The organism is Halioglobus sp. D3-4 (assembly GCF_055809315.1).
Map to the genome: position 1 here is coordinate 4,790,702 of NZ_CM147907.1, position 24,874 is coordinate 4,815,575.

The window sequence follows — 24,874 nt, forward strand, 5'->3', positions numbered from 1 at the left end:
GCCTATCTGGTATATCCATGAAAAAACGTGGCGTCGGCGTGCCATGCGCGCGGGTATCTGGTATATACCAGCGTCTATATCCCTTTCTCTATTTTCCAGGATCGTAATCATGACGCAAGACGTTCAACGCTATACCCCGAAACAGGAAAAGTTTGGTAGCTGGGTGATCAGCAAAGTCGGACGCTGGCAAACTACGGTTTATGAACTGACAGGAGGCCGCTTGTGGAACACCTTTCTGGGTGGGCCGGTAGCCATCCTGACGACGGTTGGGCGCAAGTCCGGCCTTGTGCGCAAGGTGCCACTGCTGTTTCTGAAGCACGGTGACGAGGTGGTAATGACGGCTTCCAAGGGCGGCATGTCGAAACTCCCTATCTGGTACCACAATGTGGTGGCCGCAGAGACCTCCGACATACAGATAGGCAACCAGAAAAAGACCTACCGCATGCGTGAGGCCAACGCTGAGGAAGAGGCGGAGCTGTGGCCGAAGCTGGAGGAGATGTACCCCGACTATAAAGATTACAGGGCGCGTACCGAGGGCGTGCGCAGCATCCCAGTATTGATTTTCACACCAGTATGACAGCAACGCTAAAACCCGGGCGCTACCGGCACTTCAAGGGCGGTGAGTACGAGGTGCACGGTATGGCTACGCATTCCGAGACGCGCGAGCAGATGGTCGTGTACACCCCGCTTTACGGTGACGGCGGGCTGTGGGTCCGACCGTTATCAATGTTTGTGGAAACTGTGGAACGTGACGGTGTGACACAGCCCCGTTTTGTCTGCATCGAGTGAGCCGGTGCGGAGCGGTTGCGCTCCGATTTCCAACCTGAGTCAGAGGCTGCGCAATGACATCAACCAAGTGGACACAGCGCTACGGCTCTACTGCGCTGGTGACCGGCGCGTCGTCGGGCATCGGTGAGCAGTTCGCCTGTCAACTGGCAGCGAAGGGATTTGACCTCGTGCTAACGGCTCGCCGAGAAGTGCTGCTGCAGTCGCTGAAAGATAAGCTGGAGCGGGAACACGGGGTGAGTGTCACCTGCATTGTCTGCGATCTGTGCGATCTGGCGAAAGTAGACTCCCTGATCACGCAGGTGCTGGCCATGGACGTAGGGCTGGTGATCAGCAATGCAGGTTATGGCGTGTTAAAAGGCGCCTATCTGGCCACTGAACTGGAGGCGCTGGAGGCGATGTATCGCGCCAACAGCCTGGCGCCGGCTCGCCTTGCGCATGCCCTGCTGCCCGCAATGGTTGCCAAAGGCCGCGGTGGCGTTATTTTTACCGGCTCTATCGAGGGCGATGCAGTCTTTCCCTGGTCGGCCGGTTATGCCGCGTCAAAAGCTTTTCTGCACAGTCTGGTGCAGGCGCTTTGGTATGAGGTGAAGAGCAGTGGGGTCGATGTGCTGTTGCTGGCGCCCGGTGCCACCGATACCGAGGCGCCCCTCAAGCAGGGTGTTAGCCGGGATAAACTGGTCGGTTTGATGAGTCCCTCCGCTGTCGCCCAACAGGCGCTCGCGCAACTGGGAGCGCGACCACATTTCACTCCTGCCCTGCGCAATCGGTTACTCATCGGCGTATTGCGTTGGTTGCCGCGAAAGTTGGCAATTGCGATGGCCGGGTACGGCATGCAGCAGTCAATGGGAAAGTCCCGCTGAGGACAATGCGTTGATCCAGGGCATTGGCTGGCGTGTTACCGGCCGCGTCTGTGTCCAAGCAATGCCGCCTATAGTATGAGGTTTTTTCCCGCCCGGATTGATCTGTCTGGCTCTCACTGACGTAGTGTTAGTGGCGAGGTATTGCGCCGCATGATCCGACGATGTCCGCAGTACATCATAATCAGGAGAGTCATCATGAAAGATACAGCTAACACGCGCCCCGGCGCGGGCCGCCGAAATAAAGCCTTTAGCCGGTTTGAGCAAGCCGTCTTTCGCAGTCTCAATGCGGTGGTGGAGCCAGCGGTGCGCTTGGGTATCGGTTCACCAACGTTGACGCCGGCCAGCCTGATTGTGCTGGAGACAGTGGGGTTCAAAAGTGGTGCGCGCCGCAGGACACCCCTGTGGAGCATTCGACTCGGGCAGCACCGTTTAATCAGTACTGCGCGCGGCAATCGGTCATTTTGGGTCAAAAACTTGCGAAAAAGGCCTGACTCAAGCTTTTACCTTGGGGGTTGTCGGCGCGAGTCACGCGCTATCGTCATTGCAGACGGTGTAGCTACTGCAACGTCAGCTGAATTGTCTCCGGGGTTGGATAGACTGGCTAAAGTGATCGCGCGATACGCACCGTCGGGCTGGACATTTGCAATCCTCACGCCGACCGGGCAGCGACGTTAAAAGGCTATTGTAGCCGCCAGAGTGATCCAGACGGAAGCTCGCATCGTATATATCACCAGACAGTCATATCGACTCTGGGAGAAAAAGTGATGATAGAACGTAATCTGGGTAACATTGAGCGCGTAGTACGGTTTTTGATGGGCGTCGCATTCGCAGTCTGGGCTTTGTCGCAGCCTGCAATGAATGTGGTTGAATGGTTTGTGACCTTCGTATCGCTTGCCCTTATTCTCAATGGTATCTTCTCGCGCTGCTACGTCTGGTACCTGCTGGACATAGATACCAGCGAGTCGCGTAAAGGGACGCCTTCCACCACGATCTGCTAGGATTGTAAGGAGGGATCTAACAAGCGGAGGTGGCGTTGCAGAGCAGCGCCGCAGTGCCTGTGGGAGAGAGCGTGTCGAACGCAAAAACAGTAACCTCTACAAGTAGATACGTCAAAAAACCCAATCCCCAGGGGAAGGGCGTCGTGCCCGTTCTGAGGGACTGGGCGACCATGCAGCCGAGTATTGTAGCGGTGAAAGGGCCGGACGTGCTGCTGCGAGACTACTGCATTTCATCTCTTGTGTTGGGTGCCAGGTTTCAGTTTAAACCCGTCATAGGGAAAGGCTATTATCTGTACGCCAGAGAGGGGGGTTGGACGATGTCACTGATAGCACCTGATGAGTGGGGAGAGCGTGAGCCCGGATCCTGTCTGGGCCTGTGCCGGCTGAGGAGCGACATGACATGGGAGATCGAACCGATCCCGGGGCATGAGGTGGGCGCGGTGGCGCAGGGAAGAGCGCAGGAACATGTACGCAGTTTTGTCGATGCGCTGTCCGAACAACAGATCATTGCTGAGCACCTGCCCTTCTACGTGCAAGAACTTCCGTATTATCAGAGGCTGCTGGCCACTGCGCTGGCGGCATCCGTGCAACGATCGCTTCCCGCTGTTGGCAACGACCTGCAGGCCCGATTGCGGAAAATGCGCGACTGGCTGTTGACCAGTGATGAAAAAGCGCCTGCCTGAGGAACGAAACGGGGCGGCACATGAAAACGATAAAAACCCGGAAGAGAAGAGAGCAAGTCAGCAAGGCGAGAAGAACGGAGAGCGAGTCCGGTCTGCGTAGAAAAGAACGGTCCAGGTAGGACGAGCGGAGTCGAGAGCAGGACAGAACAGACGAGTTGGGATGAGTCCAGTCCAGGCGACTGGAAGGGGTCGTGGCGGAATTCAGACAGCGCAGGGCGGCCCAGGGCAGCGTGGTTGAGAGGAGCTCAATCGAGAACAAAGCCAACAATCACAGTGGTGTCTGGGATTTGATGATGACCAACACCAGATTGCCAACACGCCAGCCAAATTTGGACATGCTCGACTCGTTGATCAGGACATCGGGCGATATCAGATACATTCTGTCATCGACACGTACATCGACCTGAGTGCCACGGTAGTCCAGCCGCAGTACATAGTCCAGAAAAAGGCTGTTACCCGACAGGTGCAACTCGGCTTCGCCAACAACATCACCCGCTGTGCCGGTGTATTGGCCCAGACCATCAGGTGTCAGCGTCCAGATGCGCTGCTGTGTTTCACCGTCGTCAAAGATAAAATCTTCTACCAGTGTGCCCACGCCATCAACCCAGTGCGCGGAAATATCTGCGTTGAAAGTGCGAATCACTTTACCGCCGCGATCCTTGACGATGCCGTGGGCTGTCAGCTCTCCAGCAAAGAATTGTTCGATGTCCAGCAGTGGCCGCGAATCAGCGTAATCGGTGACCTTTACTGGGGTGCAGGCGGCCAGAAGTGTCAGCAGTGTTAGGGCTAATAGTGTGCGAGTCATTGTCATTCTCCATGGTGTGTAAAGTGGATACGCACACCGGGGATGTTCCGATCATTTGCGTGTTGAAATACTCGCGCGGGAGCAATCCAGTTACGATTTTTCGACGTATATCGTCTCATGGATTCAAATCAGACAAAGCGACCCGCGCGGCCCTTTAGTGGCGTTTCTCCGATGCATCGCGCGGCGATAATACGCTGGCCTGTTGGCAGCTTGTGGGCTGCCCTGGCGTGGGTTTTGCTCGGTCTGACGCACAACGCGCACGCGGACGCTCTCTTTGCCCAAACTTTAGGCGAAGCTTTCGATCAACGCAGTAACAGGCTGCTGTACAGTGAAGTCCATTGCGTCAGCCCGGATGCCCAGATTCGTGAGGTCAGCTATCGCAACCCTCAAGCGCAGCTAATCGCGTTCAAGTCACTGGACTATCAGGCGGGCCCGTGGACCCCCTCGTTTGAGCAGCACAACGTGAGGTCCAACGACTCTGTTTCAGTGCAGCTGGAGCAGGGCAAGGTGATATTGACCTCTACAGAGGGTGACGGCGAGCCGGACGTCGCTACCTTGCGGCCCGGCGGCGCATACCCGGTTGTTGTCGATGCCGGGTTCGATGCCTTTGTGAAGGATAATTGGGACAGCCTGATCGCCGGTGAGGTCAGGCGTTTTCAGTTTCCCGTGCCGGCCAGCGAAGCACTGGTAGAGCTGAGCATCGAGACGGCTCGCTGCAGCTATGACACGAAAACCGATCATTGTTTCCGCTTGGAGCCGGACAATTGGTTGCTGCGCATGGTCGCGGAGCATATTGAACTGGGATACGATGCCAGTGCGAAGCGGTTGGCAAGGTTTCGCGGCGTTTCCAATATTGGCGATGGATCGGGTTCAGGTCTGGCGGTGGATATTCACTACAGATACCATGACTTAGGTGGCCTACAGTGCGTCAGGTCCTAGATATCAAAGTTTCCCCGAGGAGAGAGGAGCCGATGCCGATCACGCTGAAAGGGCCCTGGAAGAGAGACGAGGTGGACCGCTTCCTTACCAGCAGCCAGTTCCCACTGCGGCTGGCCTGTGTGGCTGAAGACGGTTTTCCGCGTGTCGTCTCTGTGTGGTACGGCTATGACGGTGAGCGGTTGCGCTGCGTGTCGCACCGTTCTTCCAAACTGGTCAGTCTGCTCGAACGCTGTGACCGGGTCGGGTTTGAGCTGGCGCCGAACGAGCCGCCCTATTACGGTGTACGCGGGCAGGGCATCGCTCGACTTGAGCCGGATGTTGATGGCGAGGTACTGGCGCAAATGCTAAAACGGTATCTCGGTGGCACACAATCCAAGCTGGGCGAATGGTTGCTGTCGCGCTCTGACGATGAGGTGCTGATTACAATCGAGCCCCTGCGGTTGTTCAGCTGGGACTACAGGGATCGCATGGCTGTGGAGCAATAGTCTACGCGAGGAGATCGACCGCACCGGAGAGCAGCGGGCCTGCCAAAGCGGGGAGCTTGAAACTGGCAAGGTGGTCCGCCCGTGTGATACCGGGGTTGATAAGCACTACAGGCTTGCCCATTTCAACCGCCCGCCGACAAAAGCGGAATCCTGAGAAAACCATTAACGAACTGCCGATGGCCAACAATGCGTCCGAGCGCGACAGTGCCGCGTGACAGGCAGCGACCGTCGCGCGGGGTACCGTACCGCCAAAAAACACCACATCCGGTTTCAGGTCGGCGCCGCACAAAGGGCACAGCGGTAACACCAGTTGTGCCACTGTCGCTTCGGGTATCTCCATATCGCCATCGGGTCGCGGCTGGTGATCTGTGCTGTCGGGCCAGGCATTGTCGGCGGCCAGTTGCTGCTGAATGTTTTCTCTGCAGTGTACTGCTGCGCAGCCAAGGCAGCGGACGCGGCCGACGGCACCGTGCAGGTCGAGTACATTGCGACTGCCCGCGCGTTGGTGGAGGCTGTCTACATTCTGCGTGATAAGCAGATCGATGCGGCCCTGCGCTTCCATGACTGCCAGCGCGTGGTGCGCCGCATTGGGCTTGGCGTCGCGTAGAAGCGGCCAGCCATACCAGGAGCGCGCCCAGTAGCGCCGCCTTGTCTGCTCCTCAGTCAGAAATGCCTGCTCCTGAATAGGGCTGCGGTGTTGCCAGTTGCCGTGTTGGTCGCGGTAGGTCGGAATACCCGAGGACGCACTGATACCGGCCCCCGTCAGTACGACCAGGCGGGGGTGGTCGACAATAAACTTTGTCAGTCTATCGATGTCCTGCTGTAGCGTGTTCACGGTATAAGTATACGGGCCAGAGCAGCGGATGGATGTACAGAGTGATCTATTAAGCGTGTTGCGCGTATATTAGGTAAACCAATCACGAGGTGGTTATGCAGATTCTGCTTACTGGTGGTACAGGGTTTATTGGTGCGGCGCTGACGCAGACCCTACTGGCCGCTGGCCACAACCTGATTATTCTCAGCCGCAGTGCCTGTACCGACCGACCGCGCTGTCGCTATGTGCAATCACTCGACGATGTAGCCCAGCGCACCAGACTCGACGCGGTGATCAACCTGGCTGGCGCCTCCCTCGCCGCCAAGCGCTGGAGCGCGGAGTACAAACGTGAGCTGGTGGCCAGTCGCCTCGAGGTAACCCGCCACTTGCTGGCTTTGTTGCGCCGTCTTGAGTACCGCCCTGCAGTGCTTTTAAGTGCCAGTGCCGTCGGCTATTACGGGCATCACGGCAATGACGTCCTGACAGAGTCCTCGCCGGCGGAGCCCGGTTTCGCGCAGTCACTGTGCAGTGACTGGGAGGCGCTGGCGCTGCAGGCACAAGCACTGGGTGTGCGGGTTTGTCTGCTGCGGCTCGGTGTGGTGCTGGAGCAGGGCGGGGGGGCGCTGCCGGAGATGTCGAAGTCCTTCAAATTCGGGGTTGCCAGCTGGCTGGGTTCCGGCGAGCAATGGCTGAGTTGGGTGCATCGCAGCGATGTCGTCCGCGCAATGTTGTTCCTGCTCGAGCGGGAGGATTTGCAGGGGCCCGTCAATATAACCAGCCCGGCGCCGACCACCAGTCGCGACTTTGCCGCAGCACTGCAGTGTCACTACCGCACTCTGGTGCGCGCTGCTGTGCCGGCTCCTGTGATACGGCTATTGGTTGGCGAGATGGCGCAGGAACTGCTGCTCAACGGGCAGCGCGTCGTGCCCGCGCGCCTGCAGGCGGCTGGTTTCGAGTTTACCTACCCTACGATTGAATCCGCCCTCGCGGCTATCCACAAAGGTCAAACCACATTGCGCACACGCAGTGCGTCGGGATAGGGGTCGAGGAACACCTGTCCGTCGATATAGGCGTTGGGGTTGTCAGAGAAGTGATGCTTGAGCAGGGTGACGGGCACTACGAGCGGCACCTCCCCGGTGCGATAATCCTCGATCAATGCCGCCAGGCGCTGTCTCTGTGGGGTGGTGATCGTGCGCTTCAGGTAGCCGGCGAGATGAAACAGGACATTGCTGTGGCTGCGCCGTGTGGCGCGATGGCTGAGCGCGGCCATCAACGCGTGGATAAATTGCGCCGCCAGCTCTTGCAGCGGCAGTTGGCTGGCGTTGGCCACCAGCGGCCCCAGCGTTTTGTAGCTCGGCACGTGATGGGCCATCACCAGGTACTTGTAGCGGGTGTAAAACGCGATCAGACGGTGCGCGGTGAGGCCCTGGTCAAGCAGTAGCTTCCAGTCGTGATAGGCGCAGGCACGGGTCACGAAACTCTCTCGCAGGCCCGGGTCATTGAGGCGGCCATCGTCTTCCAGTGGCAGCAGTGGGTCGGCCTCTGCAAGTGCGTCGGCAAAAATTCCGTTCTGGTCGGAGGCGAGGTGTTGACCTTCCTGCGAGTAGCGTTTGACGCGCCCGTACCCGCAGCTGGGGCTGCCCTTGACCAGAATGTACCCGCACAGGGATGGGGCCTGCTGCAACACCTGTCGCGCATAGCCGCGGATGGCATCGGTGTAATCGTGCGTATGCGTTTTTACATCGACAATGCGCACGTCGCTCTCGCTGCCTACCAGCCGGATAGGTGGCCGTGGCACGCCCAGACCGATGCCCATTTCCGGGCAAAAGGCCCGGGTGTCGAAGTGCTCGCTGATGCTGCGCACAAACTCGTTGGGCTTTTTGGTTTCGCCGTTGTAGCGTACCGCGTTTCCGGCGAGGCAGGAGCCAATCCCCAACAGGGGTTTTGGTGGTGCCTTGTCATCGCTGTCGATCATGCTGAACCCCTCTCGTCCCCGCTACGTTACAGCTCCGGCGTGCACACGGCAACTCTATGAACTCCTTTCCTGCAACTCTAATTCGAATGTGGTGCTGCGCAGATGCCAGTGCGGTTACCGGTAATATGTACGGTAGTGTGCAGCTGTGTCGATTGCTCGTTTGGCATACTATTGGCAGTGACAAGGATGTCGGGAAGGGAGTTGAAACAGCTCTGGTGCCGAACAGTCGGTTGCCTCACCAACGCGGGAACCGGCCGCGGCGCAGGGAGCAAAAAATAGAGGGCTCACGTGGCGACGTCGGGCGCAGTCAGTTTTACCCGAAACAGCCACCACGTGATACAGACCCTCATCGGTGAAAGAGGCGAGCGTATGTTTTCTGTATTGATAGAGTTTGCAGTGTTCTTTCTTCTGTTGTTTTTTCTACTGCCCTCACTACTCATCTTTTTGATGATAGTGCGTGAAATAATCCTGCAGGCCCGCAAACAGTCAGGATGGCAGAAGAACGCAGGGGGGGATCTGCTCAGCTAGGCACCGCTGACGAATGCAGCGAGGCCGCAGCGGGTAGCGATACTCGCCGGGGAGCCGTGCGCTCAATGCGAGCGGTTGTTGCCGGAATGGCCCGGCGCCGGACTCTGGTGCTTCACAGTAAAGGGCGCTGCTTGCAGTGTGTGAAATAGGCCTTTTCTTTCGATTGCGGAAAAATCGCGTCATGCAACGATGTCACCCATTTTTCTAAAGTAGCTCACGGCATCCGGTGGCAGTACCGGGGGCTCCTTGCCCACGGCGTAACAACCCAGTATGACTTCGGCCGAGCGCTCTATGATCTCAACCATATCGGCTGCCCGGCGCAGGTTGCGCCCTGCGACAATGATGCCGTGGTTTACCATCAGTACAGCCCACTCATCACTCATGGCCTCTGCAACCTCATCGGCCAGCTCCGGTGTGCCCGGCATGAGGAAGGGGACGCGCGGGATGTTTCCGAAGAATGCAGCTTCTGTCGATATCGGCAGAAAGGGCAGGCCGCAGTTGGCCAGAATCGTCGCGTTGGGTGCATGGGCGTGAATCACAGCATTGGCCTGGGGCTTTCGTTGCAGAATGCGCGTGTGCATGCACCATTCGCTGGAGGGCGAGCGCGCGCCGGCAATGAGGCTCTCCCCGCTGAGGTTGATGCGAACCATCAGCTCCGGGCGCAAATCACCTTTGAACAGGCGGCTGGGCGTAATCCATACCTCGCTATCGGCACCCGGCACCCGGACGCTGATATTGCCACCGGTGGCCGTGATCACCTGCGATGCATAGAGCTCCTCCATAATCGCAACCAGTTCGCTGCGGATATCGTCGCTCCCATCGGCCTGTGCCTGTGAGGTAACAGCCCCGGCTGAGGTCTGGCCACTGAGGTCGCCGGGGTCGCCCACTGCCTCTCTCGCCACGCGGTAGAGGCGTTCCATATCCGGCTGAATGTGCTGTATCGTCATGGCCTTGGCTGCATCTCCGATGAAGGAGAGCTCGCCGTTCATTGCGCACTCCATAGCGTCCACGGTGCCATTGAACATGCCATCGAGAATCTCGCCGCGCATCTGCAATTGAACTTCCGCTGTGCGCGGCGCCGGTCCCATCGCACTGATCACACGCCCCTGCAATAGGCCGAGGTGAAATTCCAGGCCCAGATCGTGGGCGCTAAACTGCAGTGTGACGTCCTGATCTGCACTGAACGTGTTGAGGGCAGTATCGGCTGCCATGGCGGCGCAAAATTTTTCCAGTATGGTCGACATCCTGTCGACGGCTGCTTTGGGCACCGTTGACAGGGTGATTGCCACTGGCGCAGCGCCCTGGGGGGGGAGTGCACTTGTGGCAGGTTTGGCATCGCGCTGTAGGTCGCTGACAGCGGGGCCGCTTTGGCTGCACAGTCTGGCCAGCTCGTCCTCGGCGGGATGGGGTTTGTCCCCCCGCCAGTCGAATGTGGCGAGCACCTCTGGATTGAGTACATTGTGCGGTACCTCGCCGCGCAGCAGCTGCAGCAGGCCCGCCGTCACACTTTCGCCCTGATGGTCTGCCACCTCTACGGTATTCCCGGCAGAGTGGGGTGTGGTAATCACCGCCGGGTGCTGTACCAGCGGGTGGTCGAAGCCCGGTGGCTCCACAGCGAAGGTATCGAGCGCCGCGCCGCCCAGCTGGCCGCTCTGCAGGGCATCGACCAGCGCCTGTTCCTCGATCAGCGCGGCGCGCGCGGTATTGATGAAAAACGCGCCGGGTTTCATTCTGCCGAATTCCGCCGCCCCCATCATGCCGACGGTCTCAGGCGTGACCGCGGCGTGTAAGCTGACAAAGTCGCTGTGCTGTAACAGTGTGTCGAGATCGGTGAGACGACAACCTGCCAGGGCAGCCTGTTCCGGGGTGGCAAACGGGTCGGCTACCAGTATTTCCACCTCGAAACCGGCCAGTCGCTGCGCGACCGCGCGCCCGACCGCCCCCAGTCCCACCAGCCCGACAGTTTTGCGCCACAGTTCCCGGCCCTGTAGTTGGTTAAAAGCCTGTCCCATCTTGCCCATATTGCCAGCGGTGGAATCCGTCTGCTGCAGGAACTGAGCGGCGGCGGGCAGTTTGCGGGCCAGGTTGAGCATAAACGCGACGGTGAGGTCGGCGACCGCCGTCGCATTGCGTCCCGGTGCAAACAGTACCGGAATGCCAAATGCGGTACAGGCCGGCACATCGACATTCACTGCATCGCCGCGACAGGCGGCAACCACGCGTAACTCGGGCAATTGGCGCAGCGCGTTGGCATCGACCACATCGACCTCAGTGACAAATACCTGCACACCTTGCAATGCCGCAACCAGATCCGGCCCGGTGAGAAGGCGTTTTACCTCGCGAAAACTCGCATACTCCACCGCCATATGGGCGCGCAGAGTGGTGAGTGATTCGGTATCAAATGCAGCCGAAACCAGTGCCCGTAAGCCGGACGCGGCTGGATTGTCGGTTGTGCTGGCTGCTGCCGGCTCTTTCATCACGCGCGGCAACAGGTGGTCGATAGCGGGGGGCGCGGTAGCGGTCTCTGCCCGTTCGCGAAATTGCGACCAACAGGCATACAGTTGCGCGTTTTCCGCTGTGTGTTCGCGCTGCGGCTCGAAGCGCTGACGCGGGCCGTTCAGGCCCTCACAGGCACTGTCAAAGTCGACAAAGGCACCGCTGGCAACTGCCGCGCAGATGGCCGCACCCAACGCGGAAGTCTGGTGAGACGGTGGCACCAGTAGCGGGCGAGCGCTGATGTTTGCGACCAGCTGGCTGAAGACAGTGCTGCGTGATATCCCACCGCAGAGCGTGATGGTGTCGGCCAGGGTGTTGTTCGGATTGCGGGCGAGCACTGTGCGCAATTGTTCGATGTTGGCGCGAATACCGCAGGCGCAGCCCTCCACGACTGCGCGCGCCAGGTGCCGGCGCGGTAAGGTATCTTCGCCTCCGGCCATATGGCTCAGTGTCAGTTGCCCCAGTGGCATGGATGGCGCACGCATATTCATGACTTCAGCGCCGAAGGTGGATAGCATGCCGGCTGCACCGGGCTCTGATTCAGCGGCCTCGGCAAACAATCGCAATTCCGGTTCAGGCGCTTCGGGATACAGCATTCTGGCCATCAGGCTGAGTGAGTAGCCCATGCTGCCGCCGCTGCTTTCCAGCACCCAGCGCCCGGGTACGATATGGTACGTGGCCAGGGTTTTTCCCGTCACATCAAAGGTCGGTTGTGGCAGTATAAGCTGTACCGGTGCCGTGGTACCGGCGACAGCGGCCACCTCGCCAGGGGCTATGACACCACCCCCCAACAAGCTGCACTGGGTATCCGCGCCGCCCATGGCGACGGTGGTGCCAGCGGCTAATCCCAGATGTGCGGCAGCGGCGTCCGTAAGCGCTCCGACCGCGCTGCCGGCAACTGTTACGGGGGGAAACACATGGCGAGGCAGGCCCAGTTTCTCAATGAGGGGCCAGCACCATTCCCTGCCCTCAAGCTGAAACAGGCCGGTTGCGCTGGCCTGCGTCGCATCGATTGTGCGCACGCCGCTAAGCTTGAAGTTCAGCCACTCGCCCAGCCCGAATACGGTATCGACGCGTTTGAAACGTTCGGGATGTTGTGCCTTCAGCCACAGCAGGCGCGCGGAAGCGTGCAGGGGCAGGGGCCATGAGCCTGTAGCCTGCAGTGCGTCCTCACCCACTTTTTCCACAATGTCGAAATACTCGGCGACCGCGCGCGCATCCCGGTTGTCGACCGCGAGGAGGATCTCACCGTCAGCGTCGAGCACCACGGTACTGAAACGCATTGCGGAAATAGCCAAGGCGGCCACATCAGAGGGATCTAGCTTTGCTTTGTGCAGTACCTCGCGGCAGGTCAGGCCGACAATGTCCCACACCGTGGCCAAATCGATATCGTAACCGGTACCCGACGTGCCGGGCGCAGCGGCAAACCGCCAGCGTCTCTGGGCACTGATCAGCACGCCGGATGCATGGTTTACCAGCACGCAGCGCGCGCCACTGCCGCCCATATCTATCCCCAAAAACCACGCTTTGTCCATCAGTTGAATCCCGGTGAGTACCCGCCATGGACGGCAATATGACCACCTGCTGGCCAGTCATCTTCAGACTCCCTGGCGGGAGCGGTGATGGCTGTGCAATATCGGTAGGGGAACTTGTTGGTGTTGTGCACGGACGTTGTGATGGCCGCTGTATTGATCCCTACTTGGGTGCGGTGATGGCCGCTTTCACCTTGTCCATATCCACCGCCTCTGCTGCCTTGGTTTTATCGACAGAGTCCACGGCTTTTTTGTAGTCGATATCGCCGCCACTGACGGCCTCAGTCATTTTCTGGGTATCAACCGCGTCGGCAGCTTTCTGGGTATCGACAGCCTCTGCCAGTTTACCCAAATCCTGCGCGATAGCGGGCAGGCCCAATGTGAGCGCGCCGATGAATGTGCCCAATGTAACGATATTCATTTATAAGTACTCCTTTTCAACAATATTTGTCCGCAGACCATCGCGTTCTGCTCGTCGGTGCTTAAACTCCGCCTGCGGTTTGAGTGGCGATATTATACGGTAACCGTCACTGTAGCACTGGCCCAACTGGCAAGGCCAGTCTGGTTCTCTGTATCGCGTCGGGGTGAAGCGGTGCTCGGTAACAGGTATGCTTAGCACAGATAACTGATAATAAGAAACGCGAGGTCCTATGTCAGCTCCCGCCAAATTCGCCCTTTTGTTCATAGTTTTTGTCGACTTGCTTGGACAGGGGCTGGTGTTTCCCATCGTGAATGCGCTGATTATGGACCCTGCATCCACGTTTTTACCGCACACAGCATCGGACAGCGTGCGCCATCTGAACTATGGGCTGGTTATTGGGGTGTTTTTCCTGATGTGGTTTCTGGGTGCTCCTTATATTTCAAAATTGTCCGATGTGATAGGCCGCAAGAACGCTATTCTTATTTGCCTGTTTGGCGCGCTGGCCGGTTACGCGGTGACGATTGCGGCGGTCTATTACAGCAGCCTCTGGATGCTCATCCTGGGCCGCGCCATCACCGGGTTCACCGCGGGCAACCAGCCGATTGCGCAGGCCGCCATGATTGATGTCAGTGTCGATGACGAAGATCGTGCTCGCAATATGGGTTACATCATTACCGGTATCAGTTTCGGCCTGGTCGGCGGCCCACTGCTCGGCGGCTTATTGTCTGACCCCGCGATTATCGGCGCGAGTGCCAGCCTGGCACTGCCCTTTATTGCCGCGCTGGGACTGGTGATTGTCGGAATACTATTGATTGTGCTGTTTTTCAACGATATCGACCGTGAGAAACAGCCATTTACATTCCGGCCCACTGAGATTTTTGAGCTGTTGTGGCGCATAAAGTCTTATCCGGTGGTCATGCGGCTCACCGCGGTGCTGATTGTTTTCCATATATCGAATGTCACTTTTTACATCTTTGCAGAGAACTACCTGACCAGTCGCTTTGGCTATGGAACCTTCGGTGGCAGCATGGTGATGCTGACTATCGGTGTGGCCCTTGCTATATCCAGTACCTTTCTCGTTGTACCGGTACAGGCGCGGGTGGGCAAACAATCGATTCTTGCCGCCACCTTCATTGTCTGGGGCCTGTCCACTGTGGCGTTTATTGCATCGCCGCTTGCAATCCTGTGCTTCTTGCCCGTATTCACATTCTATTTCATTTTTGGTGTTGGCTATCCAACATTTCTCGGTCTGTTCGCCGCCAGTGTCAGCGACGATGAGCAGGGCTGGATTATGGGCATCACGACCGCGGCTTTTACCCTTGTCGCGGGACTTATGTCGCTGCTTGGCGGTGATCTCATGGGGATCGATATCCGCGCACCTTTCTATATTGTCATAGCCAGTTCGGTGGTCGGTGTGGCGCTGCTTTACCTGCTGTGGACGTCGCCGCGTATTCAGGAGATGCTGCGCTAATTGCGAAACTGGGCACCACTTGACGTGGCTATTTGTGGACTGAGTCGTAAGTTGCCGAAAAATGAGACTAAAATCGGCTGTGCAGTTGTATAAACTTGATTATTTCGGAGCGTATGATAAGAGAAGGGAAGCCAACCGGTTGGTTTGCACCGGATTGAACCTATTAGAGCTTTGAGTAACGATAATGGATAAGAATGCAGATCTGCCGTTAACGCCGACGACCAAGTGTATTGTGAAGCTAGGGGAAGAGGGGGTGCATCTGCACAGTCCCTACGGTGCCGCTGTGTACAAGCTGCAATTCCACGAGTTGGTGGCGCTGTTTGAGTTGCAGTACGGCAACTATACCGATGCAGCAGAGGTGGCCGCTACCGTCGCCACGAAAACAGGGGTGCCCAAGGCGCTCACCGAACAGTTTATTGCCTCTCTCATCCGGCGCGGACGTGTGCGACGCCGGGAGCGCGGTATCCCGCTAGCCAAATTACGCCCACCCAAAACGCCAGCCAGTGCCGACATTCCTGATTTTGAGACGGGGCTGATCGCATTGAAACTGCCACAAACGCTCAGAATTGGCGAAGGCAAATTTCAGTTGGTTGATCACGATGGCCACCTGTTGCTGGGTTTTTCGGCCGCTGAATTGTTGGCTGTGGGCGAATTTGCCAGGCCGGCTGCGTTCTCTGATGGCCTCGAAAGCCAACGCGCCCTGCTCAAGGGTCATGCGCTGGACAAAGATAGGCTAGTCAAATTGCTGGCGCAGTTGTACACGGCCGATCTGTTGTCGATAGCGGAGCCGACAGCCGTGAGTACAAAAGAGGCCCGGGGTTACCGCCAGACTCTAAAAGCGAACATTGCCCGCCAGGCGGCGGAGCTGGATGAGAAGGAAGCCCTGCGTCAGCAGCGCACAGGTGTGTATAGAACCAAAGTGATCCCGGTATCCTTTGGCGATGCCGTGCCAGCAGCGCTGGGTCTGGTTATGGCCTACAGTAAGGCCTATAACGGGGGCTGCCTGGATGAGTTTTACGATTTTCGTCTCGACTGGATATGGGACGAGGAGCGCACAGCAGGTTTTACCGCCAAACCCGCCATCTACCTGTTTTCAAACTATCTCTGGACACACGGTAACAGCATTGCCGTATCGGAGACGGTTAAAAGGCTCAGCCCGGATAGCGTTACCATTCACGGCGGGCCGGATACACCCAAGTATGCGCAGGACGCAGAGGATTACTTCGCCAAGTTCCCGCATGTCGATATCATTATCCGCGGTGAAGGTGAGGCCACTTGCGCCGATACCCTGGACAAACTGCGTAGCGTCATCGGGCAGGAGAATCCCGATTTATCGGTGCTGGTGGATGTTCCCGGGATTACCTACCGGCACCGTGGCGAAATTATCCGTAACCCCGACCGAGAGCGAATCGCAGACCTCGATACGATACCGTCACCGTATTTGACAGGGCTGTTCGAGGCCTTCCGCGGTGTGCCGCAGATGCATGCCACGCTGGAGACAAACCGGGGCTGTCCCTACGGCTGTACATTTTGCGACTGGGGCAGTGCCACCACCAGTAAAATTCGGAAGTTTGATCTGGATAGGGTCTTTGGTGAACTGGAGTGGTGCTCTGACATGAAGGTTGTGTCAGTGTCCCAGTGTGATGCCAACTTCGGTATTTTTGAGCGCGATGTTGCGATCGCAGAGTGGGTTGCCGAACTGAAGAGTAAAACAGGCTTCCCGCAGACGTTCGGCGGCAGCTATGCAAAAAACTCCACCAAATACCTGCAGAAGATCATCAAGGTACTGGCCGATGCCGGTATTCTGGCACAGGGTGTGCTGTCGCTGCAGACAATGGATGACAGTACCCTCAATGTGATAAATCGCTCCAATATCAAAGTGGCCAAGTACGATGCGCTAGCCAACGAAATGCGCAACTCGAATCTGCAATTGTCGGTTGAGTTGATGATGGGGCTGCCCGGAGCCACTCTGGAGAGTTTTATTGAAGACCTGCAACAGTGCATAGATAGGGAGATACCGGCGCGCGTCAACCACACCACCATGTTGGTCAACAGCCCGATGAACAGCCCCGACTACCGGGAGGAGCACCAGATCAAAACCGGTACTGAGCTCGGGCCGGGGAAGATGCCGGTGCTGGTATCCACGAGAACCTATACCCGGGATGATCTGGCGCAGATGATAGCGCTCAAGAATATCTATCTCGTGCTCGATACCTTTGGAGTGATGCGCGTGTGTTCCCGCTTTGTCCGGCAACAGGTCGGTATGACCGAGATGGAGTTTTATCGCCTGCTCCTGGCGAAAGCCGGCCCCGGTGGCAGGGAGCGCGTCTGGCCGATACTCAATACTCTGGTGAACTACGGTCACGATTTGATGGCGCCGGCGTATAGCTGGGCGCTGGCTTTTGAGGAGTTGCGCCGTTTTATGATCCGGGAGTGCGGCGTGCAGGACGACAGTGCGTTGGAGGCGGTTCTGGCTGCCCAGCATGCGCTGTTGCCGGCGCACGGCAGGGTCTTTCCTCATGTGGTGGAATTGCCGCACGACGTGGTGGCCTGGCACGCGCAGATGCTCGCGGTGAAAGGTGACGGGCACTGGAAAGACTGGCAGTCCATCGTGCCCCCACTGTCCAGCTTTGGACCGGGCTGCCTCGAGGTCGACGATGTAAACGGCTCTGTGACAAAACTGCTGGGCTGCGACATCGAAATTAGCTCCGGTGGAGGCAACTGGGACATGGATTCCGGTATCGCGCGGGCCAGGGTGGATATGCATCACGTGGCCTCGGGCTTGTCAGAGGATATCATTCACGTCGCATAGGGCAGTCTATATGCGCGTGTACACCGATAAGCCCATGGACTTTAGCGAACCGCACACCACGTCCTATTACGCCGCAACACGCAACGAGGCGGCAGAGTTCCCCGTTCTGTGCGATGACGTGCGCAGCGATGTCTGTGTCGTCGGCGCCGGCTTTACCGGCATCGCCACCGCCCTCACGCTGGCGGAACGCGGCTACAGCGTCACTGTTGTGGAGCAGCACCGTGTGGGTTGGGGAGCATCCGGACGCAATGGCGGGCAAATGCTCGGTGGCATTCCCGGTGAAGAGCGGCTGGATAAAGCCTGGGGTAATGCCCATGCCGACCTGCTGTTCGACCTCGGGTATCGCGGCCACGACATTATCGCGCAGCGCGTGCAGGCGTATGGTATCGATTGTGACCTGAGGTACGGTGCGATTGATGTGGCGCTGCGGTCGCGGCAGGTAGAACAGCAAAAGCGGATGTATGATGCACTGTGCACGCGTGGCATGGAAAGTCAGTTGCGTCTGGTGTCGGGGGCAGATATGCCTGAACTGCTGGGTACGGACAAATACCTCGGCGGCCTGGTCAACATGCGCAACGGTCATCTGCATCCACTCAATCTGTGTCTGGGTGAAGCGCGGGCTGCCGTTGGTCTGGGTGTTTCCATTTATGAAGGCAGTGAGGTCACTGCTATTGAGCACGGTGCCCGGCCATTGGTGCGGACCCAGCGCGGCAGCGTGCGCGCGGACAGCGTGATATTGGCCGGAAATGCCTATCAGCAACTGGAGCTGGAGGTATTGCGGGGGCTGGTTTTTCCCGCAGGGAGTTACATCGTCGCGACTGAGCCGCTGAGTCCCGAGGAAGCGGCGCAGATCAATCCGCAATCTCTGGCGGTATGCGACATGAACGAAGTGCCCGATTATTTTCGGCTCTCAAGTGAGAACAGGTTGCTGTTTGGTGGTCGCTGCAACTACTCCGGTCGCGAGCCTCGCAATATCGAAAAAGTAATGTTGCCGCGCCTGCGCGAAATTTACCCGCAGTTAGCGCAGCGGCGCGTGGATTACGCCTGGGGAGGAAAGATTGGCATCGTCGTCAATCGCGTGCCGCTGATGGGTCGCATTGGCGCAAACGTCTATTATGCGCTGGGCTACAGCGGACATGGCGTCAGCCTGAGTCATGCCCTCGGTGAGGTGCTGGCGGAAGCGGTTGCGGGTACAACGGAGGCCCTTGACGTGTTTGCGCGCGTCCCACACCGCAAGATACCGCTCAGTCAGGAACTTGGCAGCCAGATCGTGGCTCTGGGGATGCTCTACTTCCGCCTGCGCGATCTGTTGTAGATCAAGCTCCCGTTGTCCCCGGGGAGTTATTGCGCCAGCAATCCCTCGCGTAGCACTCTGGCCTGTTGCTTGATGCGGCGGAGATTACCCGGACCCATGCGTAGCAGTTGCTTTTGCAAAGCGGGCAGGCTTTCCAGTGCGGAATCAGCATATACGTAAACCACAGACTTCGGTTTCAGTGCAATCGGCTCGGTAATCTCGGGTGTTGCCAGCACCATATCCAGTGTGCGGATAATGGCATTGTCAAAATCCTCGGGATCGAGCCCCAACTCTTCATAGGCCTGTTGATACAAGGGGCGCAGTGTGTGGAACGTCTCGACCAGTACACTGATATTCAATGCTGTGATGGCATCTGTATAGTCGTCGTAGCGCTTGTAGCTGTCGGGGTCCATATACAGGGTGTCGCCCGTGCGTTCCACGCTGAAAGCTTGCTTGGGCTTATCCAGTGGCACCATTTTGCGCAGGATATTGCCCTTGCCGAGGCCATCGATCAGGGCGGCGCTCAAATCTATCGGATGATCGTTACTGGTCAGTTTGCGCAGTGTTGAACCAGCTCCTGCTGCGGCCAATTGCTCTCGCAAGATGGCGTCGCCATCTGCGGGCGTCAGCGGCGCGGGCTCTGCCACTTCCACCGACACTGTTTCGGTATCTGTTTCCGTATCAGCGGTATCAATCGCCACTGCAACTTCTTCACGCACGGGAATATCCGGTGTCGGAGGCAGTTCGGGCTGTTTGGCTGGCGCTGCGGCCTGCGGAAGTTCAACGGCGGGCGGCTCCGGTTGCTTCTCTTCAGACCAAAACCAGAAATACACCAGTCCGGCGATAACGGCCAGTGCAAGCAACAACTCGACAAGGGGGAATTTCTTTCGCGCTGAGCTGTGGCTCTGAATATCTTCAGGTTCTGCTCTCATATGCAGTTCTCCTTCACGGTAAATCTCTCTATTGCGATACGGGCAAGTCGGTGTGTACTGATCGTTAGGACAGAATACTCTCTGCAGAGTTCACCAGCCAGTGGTGCGGCGATTTAATTGCGGAATCGGACAAGCAGGAAGCGAGGCGTAGCGCGGTTGTGAGCGTGGATGTCTAGGGTGTTATGCGGTGGTCTGGCACTGAGCACGACTCGGGGCAAAGCCGTGGAACACTGCTGTACCGGTTTTGCCTAAGCGTTCGAAACGCCCTTGTGTGTATGGCTGTCCACACTGGGCACCACGCTGATTTTTTGGCGCATCATGGCCTTTTTCAGCTTTTTGCGGCGGGCCTCTTCAACCTGGATATTGGCTGCACAAAAGAATTCATCCAGTGCCTCGCCGGTATCGGTATTACATCCGAAGGACTCTCGGCCCTCCTGAATCAGGGCCATCACCAACAGCAATTCGCGTTGATTCAACTGAATGGTGGCACCCTCTGCGCTGTGCTCGATTAAACTAATCATCACTATCTCCACATGACTGATATAGAACGTAGACCAGTGTGTAGCAGCGTTATTCCCAGTATAGCGCAAGGCAAACAAAACCGATCCAAGTAGTTTTTAACAGTGGCCCGCAGAAAATCAAACCAAAAACTGGAGAAAAGTACAGAAACCCGGGATTGTGCCCCCGCAACCCGGGCTCGGGGACTGCCAATCGCGTATCAGGCCTCGCCTGGTACGATATTTGGCTCTATGATGGCCAGCCCTGTCCGGATTGTTGGAGGAACTATGACCGAGCCCAGTAGCGCTGCGACGGCGTTGTTGCCACTGCAGGTGGATATTGTTTCAGATGTGGTATGTCCCTGGTGCATCCTGGGCTACAAGCAACTGCAGAAAGCACTGGCAGCGCTCCCCGGGGAGTTTGATGTCACGATAAATTGGCACCCGTTTGAACTGAACCCCCAGATGCCTGAGCAGGGGCAGGAACTGCGCGAGCACCTGGCACAAAAATACGGTACCACCGCCGCGCAAAGCGCGGCGGCCAGATCGCGCATGTCAGCCCTGGGGGAGTCGCTGGGTTTCACCTTTGATTACTTCGATGGGATGCGCATGGTCAACACCTTCCGCGCACATCAATTGCTGCACTGGGCTGCAGCAGAAGGGCGCCAGACAGCCCTTAAGCTAGCACTGTTTGAGGCCTTTTTCAGTCGCAGAGAGGATGTAAACAACCTCGAGTTGCTCGCAAAAGTGGCGGAGCGGGCCGGTTTGGATGGTGCGCAGGCGCGCCTTGTCTTGTCTGATGGCCGCTTCGCAGAGGCGGTGCGTGAGGAACAGCAGTACTGGCTCGATCAGGATGTTCACGCGGTACCGACGTTCTACTTTCAGCGGCAATACCTGGTTCCCGGAGCACAGGAGGCGGAGGCCTTTGTGCGCTTGTTGCGCAAGATTCAGGCGCGTGCCAGCGCATGAGTCTCTGTGCCGCACAGAGTCAGCGGCATAAGCCCAGAGCGATGGTCTATAATGTGGATTATTTATCAGCATCGATTGCGGCGCGCCCCTGCAAGAGGGCGTATCGTGTCGCACAACGTCAAGCTGCTCTGGCGCCAGACTACATACCTCGACATCCCTGGGTATATTGATGACCTGACTACCAGCGACGGTGGTATTTGCCCGTGTGTGTGCTGCTGCGGCACCCTATTGCGGTAATTTACTTTACGGGGTGCGCTCGCTAGAGTTGCATCTTCAAAAAATGACAGTGCTGTTGAGTTTGGGTTTATATGATATTTCGACGTTTACCTTTGGTTTTTGTGGCGATGGGGCTTTTGGTGCTGACTGCCTGTGTGGTCCAGCCTCAGCAAGAAAACGAGCACGATACGCGCCTTGATCAAGTTGTTTCGCAGCTGAACCAGTCGCTCGCAAACCAGGCGTCTGCGAATGCGCAGTTGCAAGCACAGCAGCAGCAGCTGGAGCGACAGGAGCAAAAGCTGGCGGCCTTGAATACCAGTATCGGAAATGCACTGAAGGCCCCCAAGGTTGAGGAATGTCCCAAGGTCGAGGCCTGTCCTACGGTAGCTGAAAATTCCAGCAAAACGGTCGTTGGCGGATTGGAGGATGTGTGGTTTCCCGACCTGGGGCTGGCGCTCACCGCCAGAATTGATACCGGTGTCGCCACCGCGTCTATAGATGTTGATGACATCAAAGAGTTTGAGCGTGACGGGAAGCCCTGGGTCCGTTTCAGCATCAAACGCCCCGATAGTGAGACGCCTGAAACCGTGGAGCGCAGGCTGGTGCGAACTATAGGTATTGTTTCGGCGGGTAGCGATAAGGCAAAACGTCGTCCGGTAGTGAAGATGGCCATCGTTATCGGTGAGAACGAGCAAACTGCCGAGTTCAGCCTGAGTACGCGAGCGCACAAAAGCTATCAGGTCAAAATAGGCCGCAGTATTCTGCGCGATGTCATGGTGGTGGATGTGAGCAAGCAGAATATCGCGCCCTACGTCATCCCTGAGGACACGTCGGGCAGTGACGGAGAATCCAGGTGAGTCAGAAACGCACGTTTTTCAGCATCCTGACGATTCTGGCGTTGAGTGGCATAGTGATCGCCGTGCTGCGGCATTACGCTACCGGTATTCCCTTCCTGCCCGGACAGGAACAGTCTGTGTGGCTGGTTGAGGCAAGAGTCGATTTCACGGCGGATGGCGGCCCTGTCACTGCCAACCTCGGTTTGCCCGATGCCCAGATACCGGGTTTCGAAGTGTATGAAGAGCAGGCCGCCTCACCCGGCTATGGTTTTGCTATTCTCACGGACAATGGAAACCGACGTGCCGAGTGGACAAAGCGCAACACCGACGGTGAGCAGTCGCTCTACTATAAGGCCCAACTCGTTGAAACCACCGGCGGTAACACCAGTGTCACTGATGCCCCCGTTGAAGGCGAGGAGCACCCTGAATACTGGGATTCGGCGCAGGAACTGGCGGCAAAAGAGGTGCTGGACCTCGCGCGCGAAAAGTCCAGTTCTCCAGAGAGCCTGACGCGTGAGCTGGTCACCTTGCTGAACAGCCCGGGTTCCCAGAACGCGGCACTGCTGTCGTCCAATTCCTCTGATCAGGCCGAGCTGCTGATGCTATTGCTCAATCGCGCCGGCATCGCCTCGCGCTCGGTGATGGGTCTGTATCTGGAAGATGCCCGGCGCAGGCAGACGCTGACACCCATGGTAGAAATATACACCGGCGATGAGTGGGTGCTGGTCAACCCTGTATCCGGCGAATTCGGTGTTCCCGCAAACCTGCTGCTTTGGCATCGCGGTGGTGTGTCGGTACTGGATGTCACCGGGGGGCGACAATCTCGTGTACATTTTTCCATGATTCGACAGACTGTTCCCGCCCTGCAACTGGCCCAGGTCAAAAACAGTGAGAGCGTCTTCACCCGGCTGGGCGTCCAGCATCTGCCTATCGAAGAGCAGAGTATGTTCAAACTGCTGTTGCTGCTACCGCTGGGCGCTGCTGTTGTGGTGTTTATGCGGGTCATTATCGGCCTGAAGACATCGGGTACATTTATGCCGGTACTCATTGCGTTGGCGTTTCTGCAGACATCACTGGTGACAGGGCTGATAAGTTTTGTGCTGGTGGTGGCTGCCGGTCTGGGGTTGCGCAGCTATCTGTCCCGATTAAATTTGTTGCTGGTTTCACGTATCGCCACGCTGATTGTCCTGGTGGTGTTTATGATCTCGGCGTTCAGTATTATCGGTTACCAGTTGGGTTATAGCACCGGTATGACAATCACTTTTTTCCCGATGATTATTATTGCGTGGACCATTGAGCGGATGTCGATTCTATGGGAGGAGGACGGCCCCAGCGAAGTTTTACGACAGGGCGGTGGCAGCCTGCTAGTGGCTGTTATCGCTTACCTGCTGATGCAGATGCCAATTTTTGTTCACCTCTCCTTTAATTTCCCTGAGCTCAACCTGGTGTTGTTGGCTGCGATTCTCGCGATGGGACAGTACACCGGCTACAAACTCTCTGAGTTGCGGCGCTTTCGGTCGATGGAAGATCTCTGATGGCGAGCGCATGGGTTTCAGTCCGTCACCTGAAGAAATTTGGCATGTTGGGTATGAACTGCCGCAACGTGGATTTCATCAATCGTTACAACGATCGTAAACTTTTTCCGCTTGTCGACAATAAGCTGAAAACCAAACTGCTGGCGCAGGAGTACGACGTACCCACGCCAGCCCTGAAATTTGTAGTGCGTGAGCAGCACGAGATCAGCCATATCGAGCGTGAATTGGCGGATCTGGAGAGCTTTGCACTGAAGCCGGCAAAGGGCTCCGGCGGCAAGGGCATCCTGGTTATTATCGGTCGCAAGGGGGATCAATTTATCCGCAGTTCCGGCGCACTGATGGATATCCTCGATATCCGGCGGCATATGAGCAATATCCTCGCCGGGCTTTATTCTCTCGGCGGAACATCGGATGTTGCAATCGTCGAAGACCTGATAGCGTTTGATGACTGTTTTGACGGTTTCTCCTACGAGGGCGTTCCCGATATTCGCATCATCGTATTTCGTGGATACCCCGTGATGGCCATGTTGCGGCTCGCCACCGCCGCATCGGACGGCAAGGCCAATCTGCACCAGGGTGCTGTGGGGGTGGGCCTGACGCTGGATACGGGGCGCTGCCTGAATGCCGCCCAGTTTGGCCGCCCTATCAAATTACATCCAGATACCGGCCGCCCGCTGAGCGATATCAAGATAGCTGGTTGGCGGGATATTCTGATGTTGTCATCACAGTGTTACGATATGACGGGCCTTGGCTATATCGGCACTGATATCGTGTTGGATAAGGTAGCTGGCCCGCAATTGCTGGAGTTGAATGCCCGGCCTGGTCTGGCAATACAGATCACCAATGGCAGGGGGCTGTTGCCGCGCCTGCGCCATATCGAAAATATGACAGTAAATCGGCGCTTTCGAACCGAGCACCGCGTGGATTACGTCATGCGCCAATTCGCCGAGGACGACTCTTCGGCGCAGCGAACAGCGTAAACTTGTG

24 protein-coding genes are annotated in these 24,874 nt (G+C 57.5%); 17 read left to right on the top strand and 7 right to left on the bottom strand.

Features of this window, described 5'->3' with window-relative positions:
• Positions 1 to 109: 109 nt before the first annotated feature.
• From AC0L6S_RS21140 to AC0L6S_RS21165, 6 genes are all read left to right on the top strand, one after another.
• Complete coding sequence (locus AC0L6S_RS21140) at positions 110 to 577, top strand: nitroreductase/quinone reductase family protein (protein ID WP_473426087.1); 468 nt, start codon at positions 110 to 112, stop codon at positions 575 to 577.
• On the top strand, positions 574 to 789 hold the full coding sequence (locus AC0L6S_RS21145; RefSeq protein ID WP_473426088.1) for a DUF1653 domain-containing protein: 216 nt from the start codon (positions 574 to 576) through the stop codon (positions 787 to 789). Before AC0L6S_RS21140 ends, AC0L6S_RS21145 begins: the two co-directional genes overlap by 4 nt.
• A gap of 53 nt (positions 790 to 842) precedes the next feature.
• Complete coding sequence (locus tag AC0L6S_RS21150; RefSeq protein ID WP_473426089.1) at positions 843 to 1,649, top strand: SDR family NAD(P)-dependent oxidoreductase; 807 nt, start codon at positions 843 to 845, stop codon at positions 1,647 to 1,649.
• Positions 1,650 to 1,844: 195 nt separating this feature from the next.
• Complete coding sequence (locus AC0L6S_RS21155; RefSeq protein WP_473426090.1) at positions 1,845 to 2,324, top strand: nitroreductase/quinone reductase family protein; 480 nt, start codon at positions 1,845 to 1,847, stop codon at positions 2,322 to 2,324.
• An 89-nt stretch (positions 2,325 to 2,413) separates the two neighbouring features.
• On the top strand, positions 2,414 to 2,647 hold the full coding sequence (locus AC0L6S_RS21160) for a YgaP family membrane protein (RefSeq protein WP_473426091.1): 234 nt from the start codon (positions 2,414 to 2,416) through the stop codon (positions 2,645 to 2,647).
• Between the two features lie 143 nt (positions 2,648 to 2,790).
• Complete coding sequence (locus AC0L6S_RS21165) at positions 2,791 to 3,330, top strand: DUF2452 domain-containing protein (protein WP_473426092.1); 540 nt, start codon at positions 2,791 to 2,793, stop codon at positions 3,328 to 3,330.
• A gap of 268 nt (positions 3,331 to 3,598) precedes the next feature.
• Here the strand turns inward: AC0L6S_RS21165 and AC0L6S_RS21170 are convergent, their stop codons facing one another.
• Positions 3,599 to 4,135, bottom strand: a complete 537-nt coding sequence (locus tag AC0L6S_RS21170; protein WP_473426093.1) for a DUF3833 domain-containing protein — start codon at positions 4,133 to 4,135, stop codon at positions 3,599 to 3,601.
• 234 nt (positions 4,136 to 4,369) lie between these two features.
• On the opposite strand from AC0L6S_RS21170, the gene AC0L6S_RS21175 reads away from it, so the two are divergent.
• Positions 4,370 to 5,074, top strand: coding sequence for a hypothetical protein (locus tag AC0L6S_RS21175; protein WP_473426094.1), 705 nt, complete (start codon positions 4,370 to 4,372; stop codon positions 5,072 to 5,074).
• A 32-nt stretch (positions 5,075 to 5,106) separates the two neighbouring features.
• A complete protein-coding gene (locus AC0L6S_RS21180; RefSeq protein WP_473426095.1) occupies positions 5,107 to 5,559 on the top strand; it encodes a pyridoxamine 5'-phosphate oxidase family protein in 453 nt (150 codons plus the stop codon).
• A 1-nt stretch (position 5,560) separates the two neighbouring features.
• On the opposite strand, the gene AC0L6S_RS21185 is transcribed toward AC0L6S_RS21180, so the two are convergent.
• A complete protein-coding gene (locus AC0L6S_RS21185) occupies positions 5,561 to 6,394 on the bottom strand; it encodes an NAD-dependent protein deacetylase (protein ID WP_473426096.1) in 834 nt (277 codons plus the stop codon).
• Positions 6,395 to 6,489: 95 nt separating this feature from the next.
• Here AC0L6S_RS21185 and AC0L6S_RS21190 point away from each other — a divergent pair, with 95 nt between their 5' ends.
• Positions 6,490 to 7,413 carry a TIGR01777 family oxidoreductase gene (locus AC0L6S_RS21190; protein ID WP_473426097.1) on the top strand — a complete coding sequence of 308 codons (924 nt, stop codon included), beginning with the start codon at positions 6,490 to 6,492 and terminating at the stop codon, positions 7,411 to 7,413.
• Here AC0L6S_RS21190 and AC0L6S_RS21195 read toward each other — a convergent pair.
• On the bottom strand, positions 7,377 to 8,348 hold the full coding sequence (locus tag AC0L6S_RS21195) for a YbgA family protein (protein ID WP_473426098.1): 972 nt from the start codon (positions 8,346 to 8,348) through the stop codon (positions 7,377 to 7,379). The genes AC0L6S_RS21190 and AC0L6S_RS21195 overlap by 37 nt on opposite strands.
• 288 nt (positions 8,349 to 8,636) lie before the next feature.
• On the opposite strand from AC0L6S_RS21195, the gene AC0L6S_RS21200 reads away from it, so the two are divergent.
• Positions 8,637 to 8,876, top strand: coding sequence for a hypothetical protein (locus AC0L6S_RS21200; RefSeq protein ID WP_473426099.1), 240 nt, complete (start codon positions 8,637 to 8,639; stop codon positions 8,874 to 8,876).
• A gap of 179 nt (positions 8,877 to 9,055) precedes the next feature.
• Here AC0L6S_RS21200 and AC0L6S_RS21205 read toward each other — a convergent pair whose 3' ends face one another.
• Positions 9,056 to 12,907, bottom strand: coding sequence for an NAD(P)-dependent oxidoreductase (locus tag AC0L6S_RS21205; protein ID WP_473426100.1), 3,852 nt, complete (start codon positions 12,905 to 12,907; stop codon positions 9,056 to 9,058).
• Positions 12,908 to 13,067: 160 nt separating this feature from the next.
• Entirely contained in the window at positions 13,068 to 13,325 is a 258-nt protein-coding gene (locus AC0L6S_RS21210) for a hypothetical protein (protein ID WP_473426101.1), read from the bottom strand.
• A 229-nt stretch (positions 13,326 to 13,554) separates the two neighbouring features.
• Here AC0L6S_RS21210 and AC0L6S_RS21215 point away from each other — a divergent pair, with 229 nt between their 5' ends.
• The 3 genes from AC0L6S_RS21215 to AC0L6S_RS21225 all read left to right on the top strand — a co-directional run bounded on the left by AC0L6S_RS21215 (position 13,555) and on the right by AC0L6S_RS21225 (position 18,923).
• Positions 13,555 to 14,796 carry an MFS transporter gene (locus AC0L6S_RS21215; protein ID WP_473426102.1) on the top strand — a complete coding sequence of 414 codons (1,242 nt, stop codon included), beginning with the start codon at positions 13,555 to 13,557 and terminating at the stop codon, positions 14,794 to 14,796.
• A 184-nt stretch (positions 14,797 to 14,980) separates the two neighbouring features.
• Entirely contained in the window at positions 14,981 to 17,608 is a 2,628-nt protein-coding gene (locus AC0L6S_RS21220) for a B12-binding domain-containing radical SAM protein (protein ID WP_473426103.1), read from the top strand.
• 10 nt (positions 17,609 to 17,618) lie between these two features.
• Complete coding sequence (locus AC0L6S_RS21225) at positions 17,619 to 18,923, top strand: NAD(P)/FAD-dependent oxidoreductase (RefSeq protein WP_473426104.1); 1,305 nt, start codon at positions 17,619 to 17,621, stop codon at positions 18,921 to 18,923.
• Positions 18,924 to 18,949: 26 nt separating this feature from the next.
• On the opposite strand, the gene AC0L6S_RS21230 is transcribed toward AC0L6S_RS21225, so the two are convergent.
• Together AC0L6S_RS21230 and AC0L6S_RS21235 are read right to left on the bottom strand one after the other, a co-directional pair.
• Entirely contained in the window at positions 18,950 to 19,834 is an 885-nt protein-coding gene (locus AC0L6S_RS21230) for a DUF3014 domain-containing protein (protein WP_473426105.1), read from the bottom strand.
• Between the two features lie 248 nt (positions 19,835 to 20,082).
• Complete coding sequence (locus tag AC0L6S_RS21235) at positions 20,083 to 20,355, bottom strand: hypothetical protein (RefSeq protein WP_473426106.1); 273 nt, start codon at positions 20,353 to 20,355, stop codon at positions 20,083 to 20,085.
• A 264-nt stretch (positions 20,356 to 20,619) separates the two neighbouring features.
• Here AC0L6S_RS21235 and AC0L6S_RS21240 point away from each other — a divergent pair, with 264 nt between their 5' ends.
• The 4 genes from AC0L6S_RS21240 (at position 20,620) to AC0L6S_RS21255 (ending at position 24,867) form a co-directional block, all read left to right on the top strand.
• Complete coding sequence (locus AC0L6S_RS21240; protein WP_473426107.1) at positions 20,620 to 21,300, top strand: DsbA family oxidoreductase; 681 nt, start codon at positions 20,620 to 20,622, stop codon at positions 21,298 to 21,300.
• A gap of 308 nt (positions 21,301 to 21,608) precedes the next feature.
• Entirely contained in the window at positions 21,609 to 22,373 is a 765-nt protein-coding gene (locus AC0L6S_RS21245) for an ATP-dependent zinc protease family protein (protein WP_473426108.1), read from the top strand.
• On the top strand, positions 22,370 to 23,887 hold the full coding sequence (locus AC0L6S_RS21250) for an inactive transglutaminase family protein (RefSeq protein ID WP_473426109.1): 1,518 nt from the start codon (positions 22,370 to 22,372) through the stop codon (positions 23,885 to 23,887). The genes AC0L6S_RS21245 and AC0L6S_RS21250 overlap by 4 nt, the downstream gene beginning before the upstream one ends.
• Complete coding sequence (locus tag AC0L6S_RS21255) at positions 23,887 to 24,867, top strand: alpha-L-glutamate ligase-like protein (RefSeq protein WP_473426110.1); 981 nt, start codon at positions 23,887 to 23,889, stop codon at positions 24,865 to 24,867. Before AC0L6S_RS21250 ends, AC0L6S_RS21255 begins: the two co-directional genes overlap by 1 nt.
• The last annotated feature ends 7 nt before the right edge of the window (positions 24,868 to 24,874 follow it).